Below are 24,369 nucleotides of genomic sequence, written 5' to 3'. Positions count from 1 at the left end.
CTACCTACCCAATAGTGTGCCTAAAGAGAAGGCGGACGGCTTATCCGTTTCACCAAGAATTTCAGAGGTCAATTTGCGAATCGATTTTGCTGCTTTCAAACGAGAGCTATACAAACGCTTACCGTTAAGCACAGTCTTAACTAAAGTTGGCTCAAACGGGATCTCTATCGCCACCTCTTGACCAAGATAGTGCTGAACATCACGCTTGGTCATCACTGTCGCATTGGCTGGCAGGTTGTGATTAAGCACAATAATACGGCGCAAATTACCTGGCTCTTTACTTAGCAGATCCAAGATCTTTTTCGCTTCTCGCACACAGGAGACCATTGGCGCTACCACGATGACTACTGCATCACAATTCGCCGCGATATATTGAATATCTTGGCGACTTTGTCCTGCACCAGAAAGGTCTTCAACGATGAAGTTATTGTATTCCGCCAGTAGATCACTTAACGAGCGCGAATACTCTTTCAACTCATGTTCACGGTGCTGATCAGACTCAACCGATAGAAAGGCCAGCATATCATTGACTTTACGCGTCATACTCACGGCGTAGGTCACATCGAGATCAGAAGCCGAGCTGACAGACGAGACCCCTTTCTTGTTAAAGTTGTCGAGGTTAAGGAAGATATCTAGATTGCCACCAAGGTAGTTATGGTCAACCAACACGCATTTCGATTTGCGCTGCTCTGAGAGCTCGTAGGAAATTTCAGTGGCTAGCATGGATGTTCCAACACCGCCTTTGCTTCCCCAAAAAGCCACCTTCTTCGCTTGGCGCTTTTTACCCAAGCCATGCTCACGCAAGCGGTTCTCGTGTACGTTTTTTAGAAACTCAATAAGCTCTTGCTTGGTGATAGGCCAAAACAGGTAGTAAAAACCCATTGCCTTTAGGTTACGAATGGTTGAGATAGCGTCTTCTTTGCCAATCACTACCACCGAAGCTTCGTTGGGCAACAAGTGGCTGATGCGTTCCATATCTTTGGTGACATCAGAAGATTCATTTAGCTCTACAATGGCAATTTCGACTGAAGACTCGCGCACATATCGGCGCATATCCTCGTCGCGGTTTTTGACAAACGTAGGTTGCTCGATACCCTCAAAGCGAAACGCTTCTTCAATCAGGGTGTGACATTCATCCGTTTGCGTAAACACAACACAAGGCATCTTAAAACTGGTTTTGGCCTTGTTATCCATACTGTTGAACGACTCAAGGATGTCGAACATCGGCTCTTTCGTACCCATGATTTACTCTCCTTTGGCCTTAATCAACACATTTTCAGGGTGTACCATCGACTGCCAACGGGCACTTTCAATCGCACAACCTAGGTTTCTTGAACCATACTGATCCACTTGGTCATATTCACAAACCGGAGTGACAACACGATAACTGTGCACTTCGACGCTTACGTCGTAGTCTTTAGTCGCACCCGAGGCATTGACTAGTGATACATCTGCTGCACCTAATGTGCGCAACTCCTCTTTCCAGCCTGCAGCGATCTCTTTACCTGGCTTGGAGTAGTACTTCAGTTCAACTGGTTTCAACAAAAGGTCATGCTGATGGGTGCGATAAAACTGTTTCCACTCACGTTCGACACTAAGCTGGGTGGATTTTTCTAAAGAGAGATCCAATGCATACGTCACCGGATAAAGGTCAACTGCGATTCCCTCATTCTCTGCCACTTGATGTGAACAGCCGATCATCAAGCTGGTCGACATTAGAGTTGTGATTAACAACGTTCTCATTTTTTGAACCCTCCCGATGACAAGATCTCTTCTGCCCATTTTTGTGTTGCTGTGGAGTATTGGCTATCAAGCGCAAAGAAACGCTGTAAGTTGGTGGTCTTACGGATGGTTGGCAGCTGAATTTGCGAGCTGTGAATTGGTTTAACTAGGTTTACCGTAGCAACGATGATCAGTTCAGTTTTGCTACGAGAAGTCTCGGTGTGTCTAAACATTGAGCCCAAAACAGGCACATCACCCGCGTAAGGCACTTTGCGCAAAGACTCCATATCTTCAGAGCTTAACAGGCCACCTAATACAAAACTTTGGCCATCACCCAACTCAACTGTAGTTTGAGCACGGCGTGTTTTTAGAGCAGGAAGACTGTATTGGCCGTTGGTGTATTGTGAATCAAGTGAGCTCACTTCAGGTGCCAGTGAGAGCATAATCTTGTCATCACGCAACACTTTTGCAACAAGATCGAGACGAACACCGAACTCTTTGTATTCGATGTTCGTACCGCCATCAACCACCGTCACAACAGGGATTTCACCACCAACAAGGAAGGAAGCGCTCTCGCCAGAGATCACCGACATATTCGGCTCTGCTAATACCTGACCTACTGAATCATCGCCCATTGCGGTTATTACTGCCAAAATATTGTCAGCACTAAAATCTAATATCGGGTTAACAAACATACCCGCACCTAATGCGGCATCGCCATACTGAATACCAAAATTTTCAAGAAAAGAGTGAGAGACTTCAGCAATAGATAGTTTAACGTTAACCTGTTTTGTTACAGCAACTTCAATACGATTAATGACACCTTGGAAATCTTTTTTGGTCATAAACTCCAAGGTATTATCAGAATCCCCACCATCACCACCGATAGATACAGTTTTTTCTGATGCACCGCGTGCTAATAAGTCACCCACTAAACTATTAATCCCATCTTTTTCCGCTTCGGTTGCAACGGTTCCAGACAGCACAATTTGGTCGCCCAAGTTATACATGGCAACATCAGATTTCGGATAGTGGAGTTTGACCGTTTGCAGAATATGGTCATAACTTTTGTTGGTTATTACCTTACGGCTCAATATGGTTTTATTGTTCTCATCGAAAACCAACAATGAAGTTGAGCCTGTCGCTTTACCAAAAACGATCACTCGGTTCTTATCCATTACTTGATAATCCGCAATCGCAGGATTGGCAATGAATACAGAACCGATATCTTGAGAGGTAAATAAGCTTTGGGCCTCTCCCTCCATGATATTCAATAAGCGTTGTGCAGAAGCTGGCACTGTCAATACGACAGACAAAACCCCAACACAGAGTGCTGTAAACCAACGACTCATAGTGTCTATCCTTATTTCACTGTTACTTGGTTAGCGCGGAATTCTTTTATTGCTTTAAAGTTGGGCAGCACATCACCAGCATTTGCGCTGAGATCATTTAACGAGTAATCACCAATTGATTTGTGCACTTCGATTTGAGCTATTTTTTTGGCAACAGTTAGTTGCGCAACTTGCTTTCTTGTAAGCTCTAGAATGAGATGATTATTTGTGCTTTGAGTCGCTCCCTTAGAAGCAGCATTATTTTGTTGTTCTTTCTTAACTTGAAGAACTTTAATACCTGTCAGGATAGGCTCAATAGAAATTTGTGTATTGCCGTAGCCTTCTGACGGTTGGGTGATGGCTAGGACGTCGATTTTTGTACCAGAGTCGATTAAACCGCCTACGACGGTTTCTGGGTTGACTTTGACTGCGTAGGGAACATGATTAGGTTTAATAATCGCGTCAATATATCCAGGCTCATCTGGTGTTAAAATGTCACTCTGAGTGATTAATCTACCTGAATCAAGGTTGTCACGATAAACCGATCCATGAGGAATTGCCAACGTGACATCGCTTGAAATACCCCATTTGCCCGCTTCTTGTTGAGATAGATGACGTATCTCATAATCTTTGTTTGATACTAATTTCCCTGAGATTGTACCTTCAATCAGGAAATAGGTACGATAAAATACAGGTTTATCATCAACCAAGTTTTGAATCCTAGAAAGATCCTGTTGCTTTGGAGGGTTAAATACACCGTAAACACCAACAGAGATAGCTATAAAAGCAAGAACCATTAAAATCTTTGTACGCACACACCCATCCTTACAATGAAGCAGTAACACCAACAAAACATGCTATCGATATAGGAATACCAAATGGCACACCTCGCTTTTCCATTGCTTGTGATTTTGAGAGGTAATCGACAGAATAAATCAAAAACACTACTGCCCCCCCTAGTAGAAAAATCAAATGTACCACATATAAAATGTACTCATATGATATAGCCGGTAAGAAAGCAATAAACAGCTTTATATCACCACCTGCAAATACATTTAATCCATAAAGAATATAACAAACAGCAACACAAACTATTGCCCAAGAAACGGAGCTATCTACCTTAAAGCTCATAAATATACATAGCGCAAAAACCAGAATAGATGATTTATTACTAATCTTTCTATACTTCCAATCTAAGTAACATATGTATGGAATAATAGAGGCCAGCATTAACCAGCCTCCAAAAGTGTAATTACTCACTACAAATCTTTAGGTGCTTGGTGTTGCACCACTTGTCAGGTCATTTGCTGAGTCTATATTCCCAGAAATAGTACTTACCGCGTCTAGCAAAGACTGGCTTAAACCATTTTTTTGACCAAAAACAAATAGTACAATCCCAGAAATAGCCACACCAATAATCGCATACTCAATCGCAGTTACACCACGCTCGTCATTTTTAAGGTTTTGTAGCGCAACTTGCGCGTTCACAAACATCTTCGTAAGCATTTTTAGCTCCATCTAAATAAATCAAATTTGGGAAAAGTGTCATTATTAAACTTTGGTCGGATTGCGACCTCGGAGAAATATGCTACCGACAAAAGTTTGACGAGGCAAAATTATAATTTTGTTATTTTTAGATAAAAAATAACATTGAAAACACAATTACTGACAGGGAGGTCAGTAAAGTTAAGAGTTTGTAACGACCTAGATCACAATTAGTAGAGTAGTTACTCCACTAGTTTTATAGGGTTATCAATTAATAGGTTTGAATGCGTGCGCGTTATCAAAGAAACCAAAATCAACACAAAAAATCAATAACATGATTGCGATCACAAATTGAGGGCGTACATCGTGTTGATTAGTTTGTTATTTACACAAGTTAATTTTCATTAATAAATGTAAATTGCATTTAACGACGTTTTGATTGAATACCTAGTCGTGCTTTTAGCGCTTTTTTCTGGGCAGACTTACTCATTCGCTTGTTAGGGCGCTCTGGATTGACTTCGTTTTGCGGTTTTGGCTCATAGCCTGCGAGCCACTCTTGTGGCAAACGGGTGTCTAATAGGCGTTCAATGGCATCCACTAGGCGTTGCTCATCATGACTCATAAGAGAGACCGCTAATCCTTTGTGGCCAGCGCGACCAGTGCGGCCAATGCGGTGCACATAGTCTTCTGCTTTGAACGGCATATCGAAGTTGATGACTTGCTCAAGTTGCGGGATATCCAGGCCTCGAGCAGCCACATCCGTAGCGATCAAAGCGCGTACTTTGCCCTCTTTGAACTCATCTAGCGCTCGTTGGCGCGCGCCTTGGCTTTTGTCTCCGTTGATGGATACCGCTTCGATACCATCTAACTTGAGCTCTTTTGCTAGCGCATCACTGCCTTGCTTGGTTTTAGTGAATACTAACACTTGCTGCCAATTTCTTGACCCAATCAAAAACGACAACAGTTCACGCTTGCGGGATTTATCCACGGGATAGACAATTTGTTCGACCAATTCTGCGGTGGTATTGGCTGGCGACACCTCAACTTCAATTGGCTGCTCTAGCAAGCGGTAGGCAAAGTTTTTGATGCCTTTATGGAAGGTGGCTGAGAAAAGGAGCGTCTGACGAGGTTGAGTACCCAAGGTGCGCAACAGGCGCTGAATGTCCGGTTTGAAGCCCATATCCAGCATACGGTCTGCTTCATCTAACACAAAGTAGGCGATGGATTTGAGGTTAAGGTTTTTGCAGTATAAGTGATCCAACAAGCGCCCGGGGGTTGCGACCACAATGTCACAGCCTTGGCGAAGTTTGTTGGTTTGCACATTAATACTCGTACCGCCGTACAGAGCTACCGTTTGTAAATCAGTAGGCTGAGACAGTGCTTGGATGCTCTCTACCACCTGCTGCGCAAGTTCGCGGGTTGGTACCAGAACTAATGCGCGCGGTTGCCTTGCTGTTTCTAGCGATGCCTGTTGCTCTAGAAGCTTATGAAGAATAGGCAGAGCAAACGCGGCAGTTTTACCTGTCCCAGTCTGTGCTGCGGCTAACACATCTTTACCCGCTAGAACCTCAGGAATGGCATGCTGTTGAATCTCTGTTGGTTGAGTAAAATTCAACGCAGACAGTTGTTCAAGCAGAATCGAGTTTAGGCCTAGTTCAGTAAATGTCATCTCACACAGTCTCTAAAAGCACAAAGGGCGCGAATTGTAGCAAACTCGCGCCCTTCTCCCAACATTTGTTGCTACCGACTATCTATTTCTCCTAACCCACGAGTGAATCAAGAGAGATAGAGTGAGATATCCACCTCATCAATCTGCTCAGGGTTAAGAAACTGCTCGGCGTATTTTAGGTATAAGCCACTGGAAAGGAACAGGTGAAACAAGTCAGCATCGATATGGCTGTCATTAGCCATCTTGTGCATGATACTGAGTGCTTCAGAGAGGGTTTTCGCTTTTTTGTACGGTCTGTCGGCACTGGTTAGCGCCTCAAAAATATCAGCAATGGCCATGACTCTCGCCGTCAGGGGCATTTGCTGTTTGGTTAGCCCCTGCGGATAGCCTTTGCCATCCAATTTTTCATGATGTCCTCCGGCAATTTGCGGGATCTGATTCATGCCTTTAGGAAACGGTAGTGCCTCAAGCATTAGTATCGTTTGCACTATGTGATCGTTAATAACAAATCGCTCTTCATCATTTAACGTGCCTCGTTGAACAAGGAGGTTATAGAGTTCACCTAAATTATTCTGTAACTCTGGTGTCGGTAGATTAAAGCGTTCATCGGTTGGGCGGGGTTGAGTCCAATCGATTCGCTGCTCAGGTTTGTCTTCTAGTAACCCCTCTGTCACTTCTATCTCTTGGGCTTTCTGATTTTCGCTATCGACAGATGCTTGTGTTTCACTTAGCCTTTCTCGCTCTTCCCACGAAAGGCCAAGACTATTGTCGATCGTTCGCTTCCATGTTTGTTGCGCAATCTCTAAAAGGCGCTGCTGGGCAGACTCACTTAGCGATTCGCTGCCCTCATTCAACGATGCGACGAATGCAAAATCTTCATCTAGCTGTTTCCACTCTTGCTTAAGTTGCTGCTGCTGGCCTTGGTCTAGATCACCGTAACACGCTCGATAACATTGAAGATGCTTATCGCGCTTAACCACTTCAAAGCGTGTGCGTATTTCATGAATCCGGTTATAGATGGTTTCAAGTTTTGTCGCCTTATCGACGACATGTTCTGGGGTTGTCACCTTACCGCAATCATGCAGCCAAGCTGCAATGTGCAACGCCTCTTTATCGGTTTCTGACAGCGAAAAGTGGGCAAAAGGTGCAGTCTGGCTCTCATGAGCGGCATAACTCAACCACTCTGTAAGTACAGGAACACGTTGACAGTGATTGCCTGTGTAAGGAGACTTGGTATCAAGAGCGTTGGCGATAACGCGAATCACGGCTTCCAATAGATCTTTTTGCGCTTTCAGCATGGTGCGAGCATCAATCGATACCGCGACATAATCAAGCAAAGAGTTAATATATTCAATATAGCGCTCAACAATATAGTCGCGATCGATGTTGCGATAGAGCAGTCCGAACACACCGATAACATCTCGATTTCTATCCCTCAATGGCAAGAATACAAAGCCATCTTTGTCAGCATCCATCCCAACAAGGTTTCGCCCATAATGAAGGTCTTTAATTAGCGCCATTTGATAGCGCTCTCCCGCCAATAGTTTTTCAATGACCGGACTTGTCCCTTTTATCGGTACTTTAATTTGCCGAACTGATTCTAGGTCACTTGGGTTCGATTGGTTAAACCAAACGTAACGCGGTTCTAAATGCGCTTGTTCATCGTCCAGAAGCATTATCACCACCCCGTCGGCTTCCACGGCTTCGACGGTATCTAGTGCCACCAGCTTCAATAACTCATCTAAGTTAGGCTCATGGGCGATTTTATTGGTGAGATTAATATAGCGATTAATGGTTCTCTGCATACCTTTGAGGGATGACTTTAACTCAAAAATCTCTTTTATCGATGAGTTGCCTTGATAACTGGTGGTGAAATCAAAACGTTCTATTGAACGCGCTCGCTGAGTCTCCAACACGATCGGCTTTGCTAATCGCTGCGACAGTTGATAGATAATCGGCACACTAATCAAAAGAATAATGATGGAGGCAAATATCGTTGTGCTTCGAATATCATAGGCATCTTTTAGCATCTCTTGCGACTTGTCTGCCATCAATAGATACAGCTGTGTGCCGTGATAGTCACCGATTACCTCTACCTGCCCAAACCACTGCTCACCATCATACTCAAACTCGTTCAATGTCCCGTCACGATCACGCTGCGCGACGGCATGATCGATAACCGGATTATTCAAGTCACGCAGCCATATCTTTTGGTCATTTTTGAGTTCAGATTCATCTAAATCAGAGAGGTTGTTGTAAGCATACAACTGCTTATCTGGTGAAAATAGGACTCGAATACCGCTAGCTTGTGTCGACGTTTCACTGAGCGATTCTGACAGGCTTGATAACAAAATATGGGCGGCAACCACTATCTCATCTTGACCTTTAGAGTAGAACGCAATGCCAATTTTATTCAACCTGGGGTAAAGGTAAGGCTGGGAGATATGTGTCTCTCCGACTAAAGAGTGCGAACGCCATACTTCTGCTAAGCCTTGGTAATCCCCTAACTCGGTGTTCGCTGTGGATATCACATTAAGTAAGCGGTCCAAGATATCGATACGCAACTCACCACTCTTCACATCCCCGGCTAAGAAAACGTAAGAGCCATGCTCAACCTCTTTGAACATATGGCGTATTGCCGGATCATTGAGTGTCACCAGCATACTCACTCGGCCATCAGGGTAACTTACGCTAAACGAAGTAATGTGAGCATACTCCTTCAGCAGAAAAGCGGCTTGTGAAAGGACGACCTTTTCCTCTTGTTGAGTATCTGCCAAATGGATATAGCTATTGGCAAAGGAAGAAACGGAAGCAAACGCCGGAGCATAGTGGCGGTTCAGTGTATTTTTTGTTTCTGAAGCGATCTGCGCGAAGAGCTGCGTATTGGCTGACATCAACACGCGATTAAGGCTCGAATGCGTCAGGTAGATCAAGGTTGAGCAGATGATCAAAACCGTCAATACAAACAACGTAGAGATATGAATATGTAACGGGAGTACACGTTTTTTTGATTTCTCTTCCATAAGTCCGCTTAGTGAGTTGATTTTGCTCTTTAATCTTAGAAGATGGCGCGAAAATTGTTGCTTGGATAAACTGAATTCATATCAGTTTGTGATGAGGTTTGTATTGTTGAATGCTGTTTCAGCGTTATCATCAAATATCAATCACCCGTTTTCACAAACATCTTCTACACTTATATCAAGCTAAGAAAAACAGTCAGTTAAGAGGACATAGGTTAATGAACGTAAAATTAGTACTAATGGGAATCGGTCTAGGTGTACTGGTCAGCGGCTGTGCTGATGTTCAAGAGAAGTATGATGTCGGTGAGTACACTGCACTGTCTAACCCAGCATCGGTGTACTGTGTCGAACAAGAAGGCGAGCTTATGATGGTGACGGAAGCCGGCAAGCGAGTGACTTACTGTAAACTATCCGAAGATGAAATGGTTGAGCAGTGGGAATATTTCCGCGAAAACCATAAAGAAGAAGACAAAGAGATGTAATTGGACACACGTGTCTAGTATCTCTATCACCTAGCTCAAGGGACATGTAAGTTTACACCATGTCCCTTTTTGCTTTTATTGACCCACACTCCCCTCTAGCCACCGAGCAAGCTCTTCGAGAGCGCTTTCTCTCGCGGCAATCAACGCTGAATGACTTTCCTGATAAGTCTGCACTGGTGTCTTAGAAGTCTCAATCAACAAGCACTGCTCAAATACCTGCGTCAAACCAAGGCTAGCTGCTGAGCCTTTCATCCTGTGCGCTAGTTCAGCTATCGGTTTATCGCTCTTGTGATGATCCTCTTTGCTAAGCATCGCGTCCATCTCTTTGAGCGTCTGCTCACTGGTTGTCGCAAATAGGTCTATCAGCTGTGCCATTTTGGCCTTGCCCAAAACCGCACAGTCACGCTCTAAACTCGCAATATCAATCGTCGTCTTTGTGCTTGCTTGCGACAGCGCCGTAACGTCATGTTCAACTGAGTAAACAATCTGATTGAGTAATGAGGGTTCCTGCTCGTCCCCTATTACGTCATTGATCGCTCGTTGTAGTTTCTGCTGCTCTATCGGCTTGCCGACAAACCCATCAAAACCTGCTGCCAGGTATTCGGTGACTTCTTCATCAAACACATGGGCTGAGACGGCAAGTACCGGCATAAACTCAAGCCCTTGCTCACGAGTCCACTCAAGTAGCTCAACCCCGCTACCATCTGGCAAGTTTATGTCAAACAACGCAAGGTCAAAAGTGTGCTCTAGCAGCAACTCTCGTGCCTGTTGGCAATTTTGCGCGGTATAGTGAGTATGTCCTAACTTATCCAAGAAACCTTGAGCCACCAACTGATTGACTGGATTATCCTCCACTAAAAGAATGGTCAGCGGGCCAGTAGACGAGGACGGTGACGAAAGCGATGACGAACTCGATTTGGTTTCTGATAGGTTGGCATCACTGCTTTCAAACAGAGGTAGAGAAAACGAGAACTGCGAGCCTTGGCCAACCTCTGACGTCAGTTCGATATGGCTGCCCATTGCGTTTACCAATTTTTGGCATATAGCCAAACCGAGTCCAGTACCTCCTGATTGGGATTGCCCAGACTGAGATTGACTGAAAGGGTCAAACAGTTGGGTTTGTTCTTCTGGTGCGATGCCTACACCAGAATCGGACAACTCAAAGCGCAAACGTTGCTCATCATGTGCATCCATGCAGACATATAAGTCGATGTACCCTTGATAGGTAAACTTAACGGCATTACTGATGAGATTGTTCAGCACTTGCTGGATTCGTACGGCATCGCCTTGCCAATAACGTGCAACATCCGATTCAATTTGCGCATTGAGTTGCAAACCTTTCTGCTCTGCTTTTGCTTGAAAAAGAGCGACTACATCATCGACCAACTGTTTTAAATCAAATATCTGAGACTGCAAGGCAAAGTGACCCGCTTCAATTTTTGAATAATCCAAAACATCATTCAGTACGGTGAGTAAGTTGCTGCCACTGCGGTTAATAACCTCTACGTACTGTGCTTGCTGCGGAGAAAGTGCCTCATCTAATAGAAGCTGAGTGGTGCCTAATACACCATTCAGTGGCGTACGTATTTCATGGCTCATCGTCGCCAGAAAGGCAGATTTTGCCTTGTTCGCTGATTCGGCATCTTGACGAGCCTGAGCGTGATTATGCACCTCTTGGTTCAAACGCTGGTTACTTTGCTGCAGTTGGTGAGTGCGTTCAAACACCACCTCCTCAAGCTGTGTTTTATGTTGCTCTAGCGCTTCACGCGCCGCTGCTTCTTTATCTACTAAGACCGCCAAGGCTTTAGAGGTATCTCGCGCCTTATTGATGGCTTTACCCATCTGCGATAACTCATCACTGCCAGAGGTAGGGACATCCTCTGGATATTGACCATTGGCTATCGCGACCAATGAACTTGAGTAGCGATTGAGCCTCTGGATCACGGATACATAAACCAGCTTCCAGATGATCACACCCACAATCAGTAAACCCAGCACTCCCATAACAGCAAGAGTCAAACGCGCCTGTTCTAACGTCTGTTTGAGCTGCAATACCGAGTTAGTCGTCACTTGATTGGATTCATCCACCAGCTTGCCAACCGTCTGGTTAAGTGCTGCGAATCGCTCTAACCCATGCGCAAGTAAGGTTTGAGACTGAGAGGCGTTAAGTTCGCGCTGCGCCATCAACTCAAATACCACCTGTTTGGCTTCCAAGTCCTCAATGATAGATACCATCTGCTGATAGCGAGTCGGATCTTCTACCGCTGAAACACGGCGCTGCATAATGGTCAGGTTTTCATTATATGAAGCACGGATATCAATAATACGCTGTGCATCCGTTGCTGAACGTAGCTCTTCAATTTGATTGAGATTTTGAAAGGCTAAAAGATGCAGCTCGTGCAAGCGATCGCTCAAATCAAGATCGACTTCCACTAGGTTATCAAGTGCGTTATACACCTCTTCTTGATTGCCGGATTCCACCAAGCCATACATTTGGGTGACGTTCGCCACTGCTACCGTACTGGTGTTCAAGACCTGCGTACGCGTCAATGCCTCTAACTCGCGCCCCACTTCACGCATCAAGATTAAACGTTGGTCAATATCTGCAGAGAGCAGTAAACGCTTTTCTACGGCGATACCAAGACTGGCCAGCGTATCAATAATGTTCTCAACGTTATCTTCCAACTGATCAAGCAACTGAGTATCAAAAGAGTCGGCGCCGAGTGCTCGAATGTGATTAAGCAGTGACTCGAGCTTATTAAAAAGCTGCTGGCCTGCTTGCTGGCGCTCATTCTCACTACTCGCATTCGCCAAGCCTTGCACCGATGCGACCATCCGCGCACTGAGCTCTGAAATCTGTCTCGCTTCAATCATCGACGGGATTGCCTTCGTGACCACATTACGCTCGGTTTTTGACACCAAGCTAAAGCCCACCATGCCAATCGAGGCGGAAGCAATCACGAGCAGCGCCAATCCGGCAAATGCCATCAATAGTCGACCACCAATACTACGGGTATTGAACATACTCATCTTTTTGCGTCTTTACTCTCGTTATATGGGCCAGAAAATACTCAAATTCGCCGTAACCTTATCACCCAAAAGGATAATCTGTGCAGGATTCCTCTCGAATAACTATCATTAAACACTGGAGTTGGTATCCTTCCACTTCCCGTTTTCAGGTTGAATAATGTAACACGTTTATGCTGACAAGATCGTTTCCGTCCACCTTACTCACAAAGCTTGCTCTTCTCATTACTTTAGGGATGAGCGCGAGTGGATGGGCGCAACCACCAGCTAAGTTATGTGCCGTTTATCCGCACCTCAAAGACTCTTATTGGCTCTCTGTTAACTATGGCATGGTTGACGAAGCAAGACGTCAAAATGTCACCTTGAGGGTTTTAGAGTCAGGAAGTTATAACAATCTTGAAAAGCAGCAAGAGCAGCTAACCCACTGCCATGAGTGGGGCGCAGATGCGATTTTACTCGGTTCGGTTTCACCTACCGCTTATCGACATGACTTGAAGCAACTGACTGAAGACACACCAGTATTTGCCGTTGTAAACTACCTAGAGCTCGATAAGCACAATCAGCCACTTCTCAAATCAACTATTGGTGTAGATTGGTATGGTATGGGTCTGCTGTCTGGACAGTTTCTCGCCAATCAAGCGCAAAGCGCAGACAAGCCTCTGCGCGTTGTATTACTACCGGGCCCAAAATCAAGCGGTGGTACCAAGCCGGTACTACAAGGGTTTTATGATGCCATTGACGACCAAGAGATTGATATTATTGCCACGTATTGGGGTGATAACGACAAAGAGCTACAGCGAAACCTGATACAAAAAGTGCTCGAGAAGTATCAAGACATTGATTACCTCTATGGCAGTGCAGTCGCCATTGAGGCGGCTATCAGCGAACTGCGTGATACTGAACAACAAGATATCGGCTTAATCGCAACCTACTTAAGTCATGGCGTCTATCGTGGTTTAGTCCGTAATAAAGTTGAGTTTGCTCCTACTGACCACATGGTTCTCCAAGGACGCGCCTCTATTCGCCAGGCCATCTCTTATCTAAAAGATGGGAGTCTCGATAACTCTATTCCAATCAGCATCAATGGCTTAACGCCAAGTAATCTAAAGAACTTTGATCAACAGCAGTCTCTGTCTCCATCAGAATATCGACCGACTTTTTTTTCAACTCCTTGATCTCTGTAGCTTGATAACGAAATTTTACTAATGAAAATGTCATTGGCTTTACGCATAATCGGAGTTAATCAAAAAGAACCAAACTAGGATTACGCATTCCATGGAAAAAACCACTCGCACCATGCCAGCGCACAAGCACATCGCACTTGTGGCGCATGACAACTACAAACCAGAACTACTGCGCTGGGTCCAAGAGCAAAAAGAGAAGCTACAAGGCCACTTCTTGTATGCCACAGGCACCACAGGTCATATGCTAAGTAAAGAGACGGGACTAGCGATCAAGAGCTTTATCAGCGGCCCAATGGGTGGCGACCAACAACTTGGCGCACTAATCTCTGAAGGCAAAATTGATATGTTGATTTTCTTCTGGGATCCACTGAATGCCGTACCACACGACCCAGATGTGAAAGCGCTGCTGCGAATCGCCGGTGTTTGGAACATTCCTGTGGCAACAAACCGCGCGTCAGCCAACTTTATGATTTCATCAAACCTATTGGAATCTGAAGTAATTATCGAAATTCCAGATTACGAAAAATACCTCGCAGACCGTACGTAATCACGCGGTATATTCCAGCATAGAGCCGAGCACTTAACCTCGGCTTTCTATGATTTCCACTGGATAGTCTTGTTCTATCAACTCTTTGACAAACACAGATGGGCTGGTTTTATACATCACCCACACCTTCTCTTTCGCACGTGTCAGAGCAACATAAAACAGCCTTCGCTCCTCGGCATACGCAAAACTGTCATCACTTTGCACAACGGCACTGTCGAGATGCAGTGTTTTCACTTTCGCAGGCAACTGTCCCTCATCGACATTAACCACAAACACATAATCCGCCTCTTTGCCTTTACTGCCGTGACAGGTCATAAACTCGATATCGAGTGATGAGAACGACTTTTTCCACGTTGAGAGGTGTTCCGGCTGATGGTAATGATTACGCCCAAGAATCAAGACTGACTTTTTCTTGCGCGCGTGACGGTGGAGCTCATCTAACGCATGCTCAATACGGCTTTGCGGCGCAACAAATACCGAAGCTTGTTTGGTTTCTTTCGCACTGATCAGCGTTTTCTTTAATTGAATCGGGTTCTGCTGAATAAAACGGTTCGCCACTTCACCTATTTTTTGGTTGAAGCGGTAGGTGGTATCTAGGTGGTGAATGGTTGAATTCGCAAAACGCAGAGCAAACCCCGTAGTCAAATTAACATCTGAGCCGGTGAACTGATAAATTGACTGCCAATCATCCCCAACGGCAAACAGACGCACCGCATCAACATGTTTCGATGCACACAGCGCTTCAATCAAAGCCAATCGTTGTGGTGAAATATCTTGATACTCATCCACCATAATATGACGCCATTGAGATTTAAATCGCCCTTTAAGTACATATTGAGTAGCACGGCTTATCATGATATTAAAATCGATTTCATCACTCTCTTTCAATGTCTGCTTCCATGCTTGGTAACACGGCCACACCAAAGCAAGCTCACTGTTGAGCCGAGAATATTCAGGGTGAGAAACAAGCATCTGCTGAATGTCTTTCTTGCTTCTTGCCATCGCAGCCAGTTGTGCGAGTTGCGAATCGAGCCAGGCAATCAATTTCGGGTTTTCAACATTGCTGCCCAGCTCATCATCTCCAGCGAGATAAGCAATTGGCCACTGTGATAAGTGTTTTTGCCAACGCTTGAAGTTAGCCGGTGTCATCCAGTGTTTTTTCAACCAATCGATACACCAAGCCTGACGCAGCTTGTCATCGGTGGCTAACTTGCTGAGTTTCGGCATCTCCCCATCCACTTCGCGCAAAATGCGCATACCAAGCTGATGGAACGTGTTCACAGTCACACCATCGGCGGCCAACCCAACTTTACCAGCCAGGCGCGATGACATTTCACCCACTGCATCACGCCCAAACGCCAATAACAGGACATCTTCAGCGTTGGCTAAATGACTTTGCAAAAGGTAAGCGACACGAGCGGTTAACACACTGGTTTTGCCTGAGCCCGCGCCCGCAAGCACCAGGTTATGGTTATCATTTAGCAACACCGCATGCTGTTGTGTTTCATTAAGAGGCGAAGACTCTATTTTCCTAAACAGCACCTCCCAATTGGCACGCTCATTGGTGATCCACTCATCATTGCGTTCAATCACTTGGGTGTGCGCTTCAAGTAACCAAGGCCTTAATTGGTCAATTCTCTGGGCTTTATGATGCTCTGCTTCTTCCAATGACATGCTCATCTGAGTGAGATCGTCCACCACTTGCTCTCGCCAGTCCTCAACCATTGAGTGAGGAAGAAATTCAGGCAGGGATTTAAGACGATGAAGTTCCGACTCCCATTTCGGCAGGCAGATATTGAGCTGCTCACACTGTTTGTTGTGCCACTCTTGATAGCTCAACACCGCTTGCTGAGCAAACTTGCGGCAACGATCCCAAGGCAGCCCTTGCACGCACCATGCGAGCTGATGATCATCTTCTGAATGGGCATAAAACACCAAAGAGCCCCAAACAAAGCCACGCTTAGCCTCAATATTGCCGTTCCACACATGAAAAGGAATACGCTCCTCGAGCAATGGTGAGGAGATCACCAACTCTGTGCCATCAATGGCCACATGTTGATATTCATTTTGTGCAAAGAAACGAGCGGTAGAACTGGCACTTAACTGCATGACAACGTGTTTTCTGTTTGGGTGTAAAAATAATACTTGGAGTATATAACGGAGTAATTACACAAACAAAACATCAAAGTCAGTCCTATGTCATAACTCTTAGATAATGTTGTGAAGATTGACACCCCTAGAGGGCATATCTCTTTGTTTCTCTTTTACAATAACCACACTCTAGCACTTGAGGTCTATTGGCGAGAGTCGTTACAATACCGCTAACCTAACGCATAAATATGGATGCCTTGTGCCTGTAACTATCCGCTCTTTATCGCAGCAATTTCAGCTTCACTGGGCCAATAAAACCTTCAACTACAGTATTTTGATACTGTTCACCTTACTGGGCGTCGTGTTGCCCTGTTGGTACTTCGATCTGAAAACTCTGATTATTCCACTGATTCTTGGGGTGATCGCCGCTGCGCTTTCAGAAAGTGATGACAGCTTCACTGGCAGGCTCAAAGCCATCTTACTGACCCTGTTTTGCTTTGCTATCGCTTCACTGTCAGTGGAACTGCTGTTTCCCTATCCAATGCTCTTTGTGTTAGGACTCGCACTATCAAGCTTTGGATTTATCATGCTTGGCGCCATTGGCCCTCGATATGCCAGCATTGCCTTTGGTTCGATTTTAATCGCTATCTATACCATGCTCGGTGCGCACGATAGCCCTAACCTCTGGTTTCAACCGACCTGGCTGCTCTCGGGCGCGGCATGGTATTTCATTATGTCGATGCTGTGGCAAGGCATGTCACCCTCTCAGCCGATTCAACAAAGCTGTGCCCATGTGTTTTTTCGTCTCGCCGATTACCTTGATGCAAAAAGCCAGCTATTCCACCCTGTGAGCAACTTGACACCACAGCCTCACCGTTTAGCGGAAGCCAAATATAACTCCGCGACGGTTGATGCGTTAAACCAGTGTAAAAACACCCTGCTCTCACGTTCCAAAAGGGGGCATATTCACAGTAGTCACCAGCGTTTTTTAACCATTTACTTTTTAGCGCAAGATATTCACGAGCGAGTCAGTTCAAGCCACTATCGCTATCAAGAATTAGCGCAAGAATTTCAACGTTCTGATGTCATGTTTCGCTTCAAATACCTGCTGGAAACCCAAGCAAAAGCGTGTCGAGAGCTGGCTCAATCAATACAACTCAATCAGGAATATCACCATTCTGGCGACTCCATTATGGCGTTGGATGAACTGCAAAGCGCTATTCAGTATTTACGTGACACCAACATCGAGCATGTCACCGGCGGTTCATCACGAATCTCATTAGCTCAACTTGGTTATCTGTTCAACAATCTCGCGATGGTTGAAAAGCTCTTTAGCTCCATCAACCAAAGCGACAACGTTGCGCAAGAAGATGATCAGCTTGCTGATACTGATCCACATACGCTGAAAGCGATGTGGCTACGCATCAAGGCAAATTTTAACAAAGATTCTATTTTGTTCCGTCACGCCGTTCGCCTGTCTGTGGCATTGAGCTTGGGTTATGGTGTTATTCAGTTTCTCAATCTTGAGCGCGGATATTGGATCTTGCTCACCACCTTGTTTGTCTGCCAACCCAACTACAGTGCTACTCGACAAAAGCTTACCTCGCGCGTCATTGGTACGATTGCTGGTTTATTAATTGGCGTTCCACTGCTGACGGTGTTCCCGTCTCAAGAGAGCCAGTTGGTGTTTATTGTCCTCAGTGGCTTGCTGTTCTTTGCTTTTAGGATCAACAACTACAGCTACGCGACTGGCTTTATTACCTTGTTGGTGCTTTTCTGCTTTAACCAATTAGGCGAAGGCTATGCAGTCGTCTTGCCACGCTTGGCTGATACCTTGATAGGGTGTGCACTCGCCGTTGGTGCAGTCAGCTTTATCTTGCCCGATTGGCAATCAAAACGCTTACATCGCGTGATGGCAGAAGCTCTTAAGAGTAACAACAGCTATCTCGCGCAAGTGATTGGTCAGTACCGTATTGGTAAAAAAGATACCCTTAACTACCGTGTTGCACGTCGACAAGCGCACAACCACGATGCCGCTCTAAATGCCGCAATCAATAACATGCTTGTCGAGCCAGGCCGCTATCGAGGAGCCGTTGAGGAGAGCTTTCGCTTCTTAACCCTTAATCACGCCTTACTCAGCTATATTTCTGCCATGGGAGCTCATCGTAACCGAATCGAAGACGAATCCACTCATCAGTTAATACTTGAGGCGCACCGCTTTATTCATCAACAGTTAGAAAGTGTTTACCTGCAACTATCGGATGACGAAACTGATGTGAGTACCAAAGAGCACTATGACAGCGGTATCGAAAAACGCCTCTCAGAATGGCGCGAAGAAGATGAGAACTCAGTAAAAATGATATTGCAACAGCTACATCTGATCTATCGCATGATGCCGGAGATGCAATCCTTGGCCAGTAAGTTCTCTGCTCGAGTTGCGTCCAATGAGCCCAAACCGATCGGAGAAGATTAAGCAGAACACTCAGTGCCAATATGCATGACCTTCTGTGTCTAAATGGTCTTTACAATGCCCAAAGTAGCGTCATGCTGAGCTTGACTCAGTATCTAGCCAAAAGGTGCGCCTAAACTCGTATCGCGCTGTAAGCAGACACTGAATCAAGTTCAGTGTGACGTGTTGCTATAAGTTGATTAGCTACTGTAGTTACCTCGTTCTTACGTGGTTTGAGGCAGCTCAGAGCAATATTGCCTTAATCCGTACCGACCCTAATCGTTAGGTCTAAAATTCTGCTTAAAGAACTTCAATGCATCAATTAATGCGCGCTCTTTCAGCGGTTTAAGCAACACATAGTTCGCGCCTGCCAGCATAAACGCATTGCGTGTTTCATCTAACCCATCTGCCGTACAAGCAAATATCGGCGTGTCTATTTTCAACTCTTGCCGAATATGACGCGTGGCTTCTATACCGCTTAGTTCAGGAAGCTGGTTATCCATTAACACTAAATCGTAGGTTTTCACTTTCATCGCTTCAATCGCCTTCACACCATCAGCGACCCAATCGACTTTCATACCAAACTTCTCGCAAAATGCTTGTGCGATAAATGCGTTGGTATTGTTATCTTCAACCAATAAAACATCGACTTTACCCTCAAAGAAGATCTGTGAGTGCTGCAGGTGAGGAAGTGCAGCAATCTTCTCATCACGGCTTTGCACTTTGATTGGTAAAGATAAGTTAAAGGTCGTACCCTGTCCTTTTTCGCTGACAACATGGATAGTGCCACCGAGTAAGTCAACCAAACTACGCACAATCGCTAAGCCTAATCCACTGCCACCTAGTTGGCGTGTCATCGATGACTCTAATTGAACAAATGGCTCAAAAATCCGACCAATTTCGGCCTCATCAACGCCGATACCGGAGTCTTTCACTTCTACCGTCATCTTGTCTGAGCTTAATACCTGAACCAGAACACTAACCCCACCCGTGTCGGTGAACTTCACTGCATTGCTGACGAGATTAAAGAGTATTTGGTTCAAACGCACCTGGTCTGTCACAACCATCAAATCAGGCGCTGCATTCATACGTACACGCAGTTCGATGCCTTTCTCTTCACACAGCGGCGTATATATCTGCTCAACCGCTCGGCAACTCTCCAATAACTTAAACAGTGCAGGTTGAATGGTAAACTGCCCTTGTTCAATTTTGGAGAAATCGAGGATATCGTTAAGTACCGCGAGCAAATGCTCACCACTCTGACATAAAATGTCGACATACTTCTGGTGCTGCTCGCGTGTTAAGCCATGTTGCAACAGCTGTGATACACCAATAATCCCATTCAGTGGCGTGCGTAATTCATGACTCATCTTCGCCAAGAAATCAGCACGGACTCGCGCGGTTTCTTCAGCAGCTTCTTTCGCCAGTTGTGTTTGGCGCTCCGCCTCAACCAAAGAGGAGATGTCTTGCGCCTGCGCAATAATCTGCTGTTGGCCACTTTCGATAAAAATAGAGGAGATATTCCAGCGATAGGTATCTGAGCCTACAACTGTGTTGACCCCAATCACCGGCTCACCTTTAACCGCTCTTAATACATGCGGCAGCAGGGCCTCTATTAATTGAGCGTAGGAAGAACTCGACTCGGCATAGCTACCAAACTGATGCTTGGCAACAGGATTCATGCTCACCACTTGCCCGTTAGCGTTCCAGACAATACTTGGCGAGAGTGAGAAATTAAACAAGTCTTCGAACAGCTTTTCCTGCTCACCCAGTTTTACAAACGCGTTTTCAATGACATGACCAAGGCGGTCAAACTCAATGATTGCCGAACCCTTATAGTTTTTTACCGCTCGATGCTCGACAATATCACTGGTGTAGCTCATCAACTGGTCAAGCTCGCGCGCGACCTTATTTTTGAGCCAATAGCGTCCCCAAAACAGAATACCAAGTAAGATACAAAACAGAGCGACCACAGCAATAAAATGACTGCGTACTAAGAGTGAGGCAGTTGGAGAGGTCCGTATCGTATAAATACTTAAAAAGGTTGGCGTATCATTGAGCACTAAATCCGTCTTACGCACCGAGATATTGTTACTCAGAGAGAAGCTCTCTTGCTCATCGGCATGGCGCAATAAAATATCAAGCTGACCATATTCTGGCTTTTTGTTAAAACTCGCGGCGATAACCGTCGAGCCCACCGCTAACATCACGTCTTGCGAGTTACTACCGTCTCGCAGCTTCACCATCAATGAAAGGTTGTTGTTCAGCACAATACCAATATTCAGCATACCCAAGATTTCACCGGTTTGTGTATCAACAATCGGTGATCGGCGCATCAAGATATAACGAGTACCTAACTGCGAGGGAGTTTGGGCTAGATACCAGTGTTTGGTTTGAGCAAGGTTCTGTGTCAAGCTTTGCAGTGAACGTTCAGAAATACCATAAAAACCGTGATTGGCATCATTCCAATACAGACTATCAGAACGTGTAATAACACGAATATCAGGCACAAGACTTGAATCTATATTATCTAGACCCGCAAACAGGCGGTCGATATCAGAACGCTTTTGCTCACGAACCGCGGTAACAAGAGAGTCACTACGCCCAATGGTGTCTTGCTGTATCTCTAGTGCATCCAGGCGAAAGTTGAAAATCCCCTGCACTAGTGTTGAGGTTTGTGTGCTTGCTCTCTCAGCTTCACGACTGATGATCTGTGTTGAAACATAGTAGTTTTGAAACAACACCAGCAAAGCGAATATGGCAATCAATACGAACACCGATTGAGTGATCAGTGTGGTTAATGGCCGTCTTGGCTTACGGGGAGTGAACATAGTCATGAATGTTAAACTGACCTAATCGCGATTCGAGTATCGAAACGCTTTCTGTTTAAGAGACTGAACCTGTTTTACATCGGCATCCGAGGTGATGAGCTTAAAGCCACCAGAATATACCGTTGGTACCGGTTCACCTTGTAAATCCCACTTAATTGCTTCCGCCATGGCGATGCCTGTATCGTCATTCATACGCATCACTGTGACATCAAGGTCGTTTTTTTCTAACGCCTCTAACTCTGCGGTGCCGCCACCCCAACCATTGATAAACACATCGGTTCTACCCGTCTCTTTTAAGGCGTCAATGGCGCCTAGAGCCACATCTGTAGAGCAGGCATAGATAAAATCAATATCTTCATTTTGCTTGAGAATATTGAGGGTAGCATGATAGCCGGACTCACGACTTGCATCGGTATAATAAGAAGAGCTCAAGTTATAATCTCCACCGCGAGACATCTGATCGATAAAGGTGGTCCCACGCGCCTCACTGATATAACCCTCAGAAAAGTAAATCACTGAGTAATCAAAAGACCCTTTGGGGAAGCGTGTCTTGTAGTGGTCAATCAGCAACTGCGTACCTTGGATATGGTCAAAGCCAACATACATAAACGGTTGATGTTGTTCCCAATCTCTTAAAGGTGTGGTGATATTTTGTAGAATGACCTTGGTTTCGCCTGTGCTCAACACATGCTCAATAAACTTGCGATGACGCGTGGTGTCGAGTGTAAATACTAGGTAATCTGATTTACTTTTGAGCGCTTCCATCAAGGAAACGCTTTGCTGACGCAAATCGACGTTAGGGCGAGTAAATACCTGATTAATTTGATAATCAATATTCAGCTCATCAAGACGCTGTTCAAAGGCACTGATATTTCTTACCCAGTAATCTGATACCTGTTGACCAGGATAAACCACAGAAATCGTCACCGGTTTTTTCTGCTCAGTACGCAGCGGAATAGCGTCTGTTTGTACAGTCTTGCTGAGCTTCTCGGTTAACGCATGCTGTTGAGGAAATGCAGCCAAAAACTCATCGTACTTCCAATATTCTCGAAGCACTTGCAATGAGTGATGGTCGGCATTCGCGCTAAAGGCCAAGACAGATAAGGCGACTGAAGATAAGATCTTATTCATTTTATAATGTCTTCTGATTGACTATGTTTCCATTTGAGCGAAACCATCTTCACGACGGTATGTTGTTCCACATCAAATCATGTAAGGTGAGTCAGTGAGCACTCACCTTTGATTAACATCTCTTTACGAAGTTTAGTCAGCTTCTTGACTTTATGTTCCCATTGCTGCGCTTCACTTCTTGAGTGACCCGCTGGCGCAGACCAGACCAAATCAAGAGGCCCTTTACCTCGTAGAGCTTTCGCCCCTTTGCCGCTGCAGTGCTGCTCAAAACGCCTTTGAGTATCCGTCGTAACCCCGCAGTAGAGCGTGTTCGCTTTAGTGCGAATAAGATAAACAAACCAAGGGGGCTGCCCTTGGTCTTGTAAAGAGAGGTTAGCCAAGTTGCGCTTCCAGCTGTGCTATGTGCGCTTTAAGCTCTGCGACCTCTTGTTCAAGCTCAGCAATGCGAGCATCTTTGCTGCTCGTGGCAGAAGCGGCAGCGATTTCCAGCTCAGCAAGGTCTACTTCACCACAGAAAAGATGTTGATAGCGAGACTCACGCTTGCCAGCTTCTCGAGGTAGTTTTACCACTAATCCTCCAGTCTCACGCTCAGCCATTTTCGTTAAAACCTGCTCGACCTCTTTCACGTCAGAGAATTCACACAAGCGATTGGTGCGAGTGCGCAACTCACCCGGCGTCTGAGCACCGCGCAATAACATACAGCAAGCGATTCCCTTCTCTTGTTTGGTTAAGTGGAAATCACCAAACTCTGTGTTACAAAAACGATGCTGGTATTTGTTTGCACGGCTATTAAAGCCACTTTCATCACTCACAAGTCTTTTCGCAATCAATCCATCAACGGCCGATTTTACCTCATCTGTGCTCAGTGACATCACCGGCTCGCGGTTGCTCTTTTGATTACATGCAGAAGTTAAACTGTTGAGAGTGAGAGGATAATAATCAGGAGTCGTGACTTCTTTTTCGATTAAGCAGCCGATGATTCGTGCTTCAATAGGAGAGAGGATGATTGTCATTGTTGTTATCCTTTTCTAATGTTCTGGGTAGAGATTTAACGGGCGCATATTGCCCTTCTCATCAACCATCATGATGCGTGAACGCTGCAACTCTATCTCGGTCGCTTCAATCCATTTTCTTGCACCTTGATAAGACTGACGAAGCTTTGAACTTTGTGCATCAGCAGTAGGCTGCGTCGGCTCAACTTGCTGAGCCACATAACCGATCTCATGATTCAGCTGTTTAGTGGAAATCATTGTCTATAGATATCATTGTTTATAGCAACCATCGCTTTTTAGGTAACCAAGCGAATAGCGTATTTTCTTATTGTTGCCAACATCATAGCTATAGAACGCTTAGGCGACAACGTTACAAGATTATAGTTGCGCAAATGTTGAGCATAAAA

General features: G+C 45.3%; 19 protein-coding genes. 4 read left to right on the top strand and 15 right to left on the bottom strand.

Features of this window, described 5'->3' with window-relative positions:
- From QWZ05_RS07220 to QWZ05_RS07185, 8 genes are all read right to left on the bottom strand, one after another.
- Window positions 1-1,242 (bottom strand): CpaE/TadZ family protein, encoded by a 1,242-nt coding sequence (locus tag QWZ05_RS07220; protein WP_290297573.1) that lies wholly within the window; start codon window positions 1,240-1,242, stop codon window positions 1-3.
- A gap of 3 nt (window positions 1,243-1,245) precedes the next feature.
- Entirely contained in the window at window positions 1,246-1,743 is a 498-nt protein-coding gene (locus QWZ05_RS07215; RefSeq protein ID WP_290297571.1) for a hypothetical protein, read from the bottom strand.
- The gene (locus QWZ05_RS07210) at window positions 1,740-3,074 is read right to left on the bottom strand and encodes a type II and III secretion system protein family protein (protein ID WP_290297569.1); all 1,335 of its coding nucleotides are present in this window, start codon (window positions 3,072-3,074) and stop codon (window positions 1,740-1,742) included. Before QWZ05_RS07210 ends, QWZ05_RS07215 begins: the two co-directional genes overlap by 4 nt.
- Before the next feature lie 11 nt (window positions 3,075-3,085).
- Complete coding sequence (gene cpaB, locus QWZ05_RS07205) at window positions 3,086-3,868, bottom strand: Flp pilus assembly protein CpaB (protein ID WP_290297567.1); 783 nt, start codon at window positions 3,866-3,868, stop codon at window positions 3,086-3,088.
- Between the two features lie 10 nt (window positions 3,869-3,878).
- On the bottom strand, window positions 3,879-4,313 hold the full coding sequence (locus tag QWZ05_RS07200; protein WP_290297565.1) for a prepilin peptidase: 435 nt from the start codon (window positions 4,311-4,313) through the stop codon (window positions 3,879-3,881).
- 9 nt (window positions 4,314-4,322) lie between these two features.
- Window positions 4,323-4,559, bottom strand: coding sequence for a Flp family type IVb pilin (locus QWZ05_RS07195; RefSeq protein WP_290297564.1), 237 nt, complete (start codon window positions 4,557-4,559; stop codon window positions 4,323-4,325).
- A 403-nt stretch (window positions 4,560-4,962) separates the two neighbouring features.
- Entirely contained in the window at window positions 4,963-6,207 is a 1,245-nt protein-coding gene (locus tag QWZ05_RS07190; RefSeq protein WP_290297562.1) for a DEAD/DEAH box helicase, read from the bottom strand.
- 107 nt (window positions 6,208-6,314) lie between these two features.
- On the bottom strand, window positions 6,315-9,230 hold the full coding sequence (locus QWZ05_RS07185) for an HD domain-containing phosphohydrolase (protein WP_290297560.1): 2,916 nt from the start codon (window positions 9,228-9,230) through the stop codon (window positions 6,315-6,317).
- Window positions 9,231-9,445: 215 nt separating this feature from the next.
- Between QWZ05_RS07185 and QWZ05_RS07180 the strand changes: the two genes are divergently transcribed.
- Window positions 9,446-9,709: a putative hemolysin gene (locus QWZ05_RS07180; RefSeq protein WP_264876906.1), complete on the top strand. Its 264-nt coding sequence runs from the start codon at window positions 9,446-9,448 to the stop codon at window positions 9,707-9,709.
- 75 nt (window positions 9,710-9,784) lie between these two features.
- Here the strand turns inward: QWZ05_RS07180 and torS are convergent, their stop codons facing one another.
- Entirely contained in the window at window positions 9,785-12,739 is a 2,955-nt protein-coding gene (gene torS, locus QWZ05_RS07175) for a TMAO reductase system sensor histidine kinase/response regulator TorS (RefSeq protein WP_415852279.1), read from the bottom strand.
- A 170-nt stretch (window positions 12,740-12,909) separates the two neighbouring features.
- Between torS and torT the strand changes: the two genes are divergently transcribed.
- Together torT and QWZ05_RS07165 are read left to right on the top strand one after the other, a co-directional pair.
- Window positions 12,910-13,911, top strand: coding sequence for a TMAO reductase system periplasmic protein TorT (torT, locus tag QWZ05_RS07170; protein ID WP_373875558.1), 1,002 nt, complete (start codon window positions 12,910-12,912; stop codon window positions 13,909-13,911).
- A gap of 100 nt (window positions 13,912-14,011) precedes the next feature.
- On the top strand, window positions 14,012-14,467 hold the full coding sequence (locus QWZ05_RS07165) for a methylglyoxal synthase (RefSeq protein ID WP_264876908.1): 456 nt from the start codon (window positions 14,012-14,014) through the stop codon (window positions 14,465-14,467).
- A gap of 33 nt (window positions 14,468-14,500) precedes the next feature.
- Here the strand turns inward: QWZ05_RS07165 and helD are convergent, their stop codons facing one another.
- Window positions 14,501-16,576, bottom strand: a complete 2,076-nt coding sequence (helD, locus tag QWZ05_RS07160; RefSeq protein WP_264876909.1) for a DNA helicase IV — start codon at window positions 16,574-16,576, stop codon at window positions 14,501-14,503.
- A gap of 241 nt (window positions 16,577-16,817) precedes the next feature.
- Here helD and yccS point away from each other — a divergent pair, with 241 nt between their 5' ends.
- Window positions 16,818-19,031, top strand: a complete 2,214-nt coding sequence (gene yccS / locus QWZ05_RS07155; RefSeq protein ID WP_290297557.1) for a YccS family putative transporter — start codon at window positions 16,818-16,820, stop codon at window positions 19,029-19,031.
- Window positions 19,032-19,282: 251 nt separating this feature from the next.
- Here the strand turns inward: yccS and luxQ are convergent, their stop codons facing one another.
- From luxQ to QWZ05_RS07130, 5 genes are all read right to left on the bottom strand, one after another.
- Window positions 19,283-21,844 (bottom strand): quorum-sensing autoinducer 2 sensor kinase/phosphatase LuxQ, encoded by a 2,562-nt coding sequence (luxQ, locus tag QWZ05_RS07150; protein WP_264876911.1) that lies wholly within the window; start codon window positions 21,842-21,844, stop codon window positions 19,283-19,285.
- Between the two features lie 15 nt (window positions 21,845-21,859).
- Complete coding sequence (locus QWZ05_RS07145) at window positions 21,860-22,969, bottom strand: autoinducer 2-binding periplasmic protein LuxP (RefSeq protein WP_290297554.1); 1,110 nt, start codon at window positions 22,967-22,969, stop codon at window positions 21,860-21,862.
- Window positions 22,970-23,046: 77 nt separating this feature from the next.
- On the bottom strand, window positions 23,047-23,349 hold the full coding sequence (locus QWZ05_RS07140) for a GIY-YIG nuclease family protein (RefSeq protein ID WP_264876913.1): 303 nt from the start codon (window positions 23,347-23,349) through the stop codon (window positions 23,047-23,049).
- Window positions 23,342-23,983, bottom strand: a complete 642-nt coding sequence (locus QWZ05_RS07135; RefSeq protein ID WP_264876914.1) for a YceH family protein — start codon at window positions 23,981-23,983, stop codon at window positions 23,342-23,344. Before QWZ05_RS07135 ends, QWZ05_RS07140 begins: the two co-directional genes overlap by 8 nt.
- Before the next feature lie 15 nt (window positions 23,984-23,998).
- Window positions 23,999-24,220 (bottom strand): hypothetical protein, encoded by a 222-nt coding sequence (locus QWZ05_RS07130; RefSeq protein ID WP_264876915.1) that lies wholly within the window; start codon window positions 24,218-24,220, stop codon window positions 23,999-24,001.
- Between the last annotated feature and the right edge of the window lie 149 nt (window positions 24,221-24,369).

Origin of the sequence: Vibrio agarivorans, from assembly GCF_030409635.1 — a bacterium.
GTDB lineage: Bacteria > Pseudomonadota > Gammaproteobacteria > Enterobacterales > Vibrionaceae > Vibrio > Vibrio agarivorans.
Note: the sequence above shows the minus strand (reverse complement) of the source record. Positions and strands in the feature narration are given on the sequence as shown.

Coding starts and splice junctions, on each gene's coding strand:
- QWZ05_RS07135 (WP_264876914.1), bottom strand. CDS start 23,983: ATGACAATCATCCTCTCTCCTATTGAAGCACGAATCATCGGCTGCTTA.
- QWZ05_RS07215 (WP_290297571.1), bottom strand. CDS start 1,743: ATGAGAACGTTGTTAATCACAACTCTAATGTCGACCAGCTTGATGATC.
- helD (WP_264876909.1), bottom strand. CDS start 16,576: ATGCAGTTAAGTGCCAGTTCTACCGCTCGTTTCTTTGCACAAAATGAA.
- luxQ (WP_264876911.1), bottom strand. CDS start 21,844: ATGACTATGTTCACTCCCCGTAAGCCAAGACGGCCATTAACCACACTG.
- QWZ05_RS07210 (WP_290297569.1), bottom strand. CDS start 3,074: ATGAGTCGTTGGTTTACAGCACTCTGTGTTGGGGTTTTGTCTGTCGTA.
- QWZ05_RS07145 (WP_290297554.1), bottom strand. CDS start 22,969: ATGAATAAGATCTTATCTTCAGTCGCCTTATCTGTCTTGGCCTTTAGC.
- QWZ05_RS07165 (WP_264876908.1), top strand. CDS start 14,012: ATGGAAAAAACCACTCGCACCATGCCAGCGCACAAGCACATCGCACTT.
- QWZ05_RS07190 (WP_290297562.1), bottom strand. CDS start 6,207: ATGACATTTACTGAACTAGGCCTAAACTCGATTCTGCTTGAACAACTG.
- QWZ05_RS07220 (WP_290297573.1), bottom strand. CDS start 1,242: ATGGGTACGAAAGAGCCGATGTTCGACATCCTTGAGTCGTTCAACAGT.
- QWZ05_RS07130 (WP_264876915.1), bottom strand. CDS start 24,220: ATGATTTCCACTAAACAGCTGAATCATGAGATCGGTTATGTGGCTCAG.
- torT (WP_373875558.1), top strand. CDS start 12,910: ATGCTGACAAGATCGTTTCCGTCCACCTTACTCACAAAGCTTGCTCTT.
- QWZ05_RS07185 (WP_290297560.1), bottom strand. CDS start 9,230: ATGGAAGAGAAATCAAAAAAACGTGTACTCCCGTTACATATTCATATC.
- torS (WP_415852279.1), bottom strand. CDS start 12,739: ATGAGTATGTTCAATACCCGTAGTATTGGTGGTCGACTATTGATGGCA.
- QWZ05_RS07195 (WP_290297564.1), bottom strand. CDS start 4,559: ATGCTTACGAAGATGTTTGTGAACGCGCAAGTTGCGCTACAAAACCTT.
- QWZ05_RS07180 (WP_264876906.1), top strand. CDS start 9,446: ATGAACGTAAAATTAGTACTAATGGGAATCGGTCTAGGTGTACTGGTC.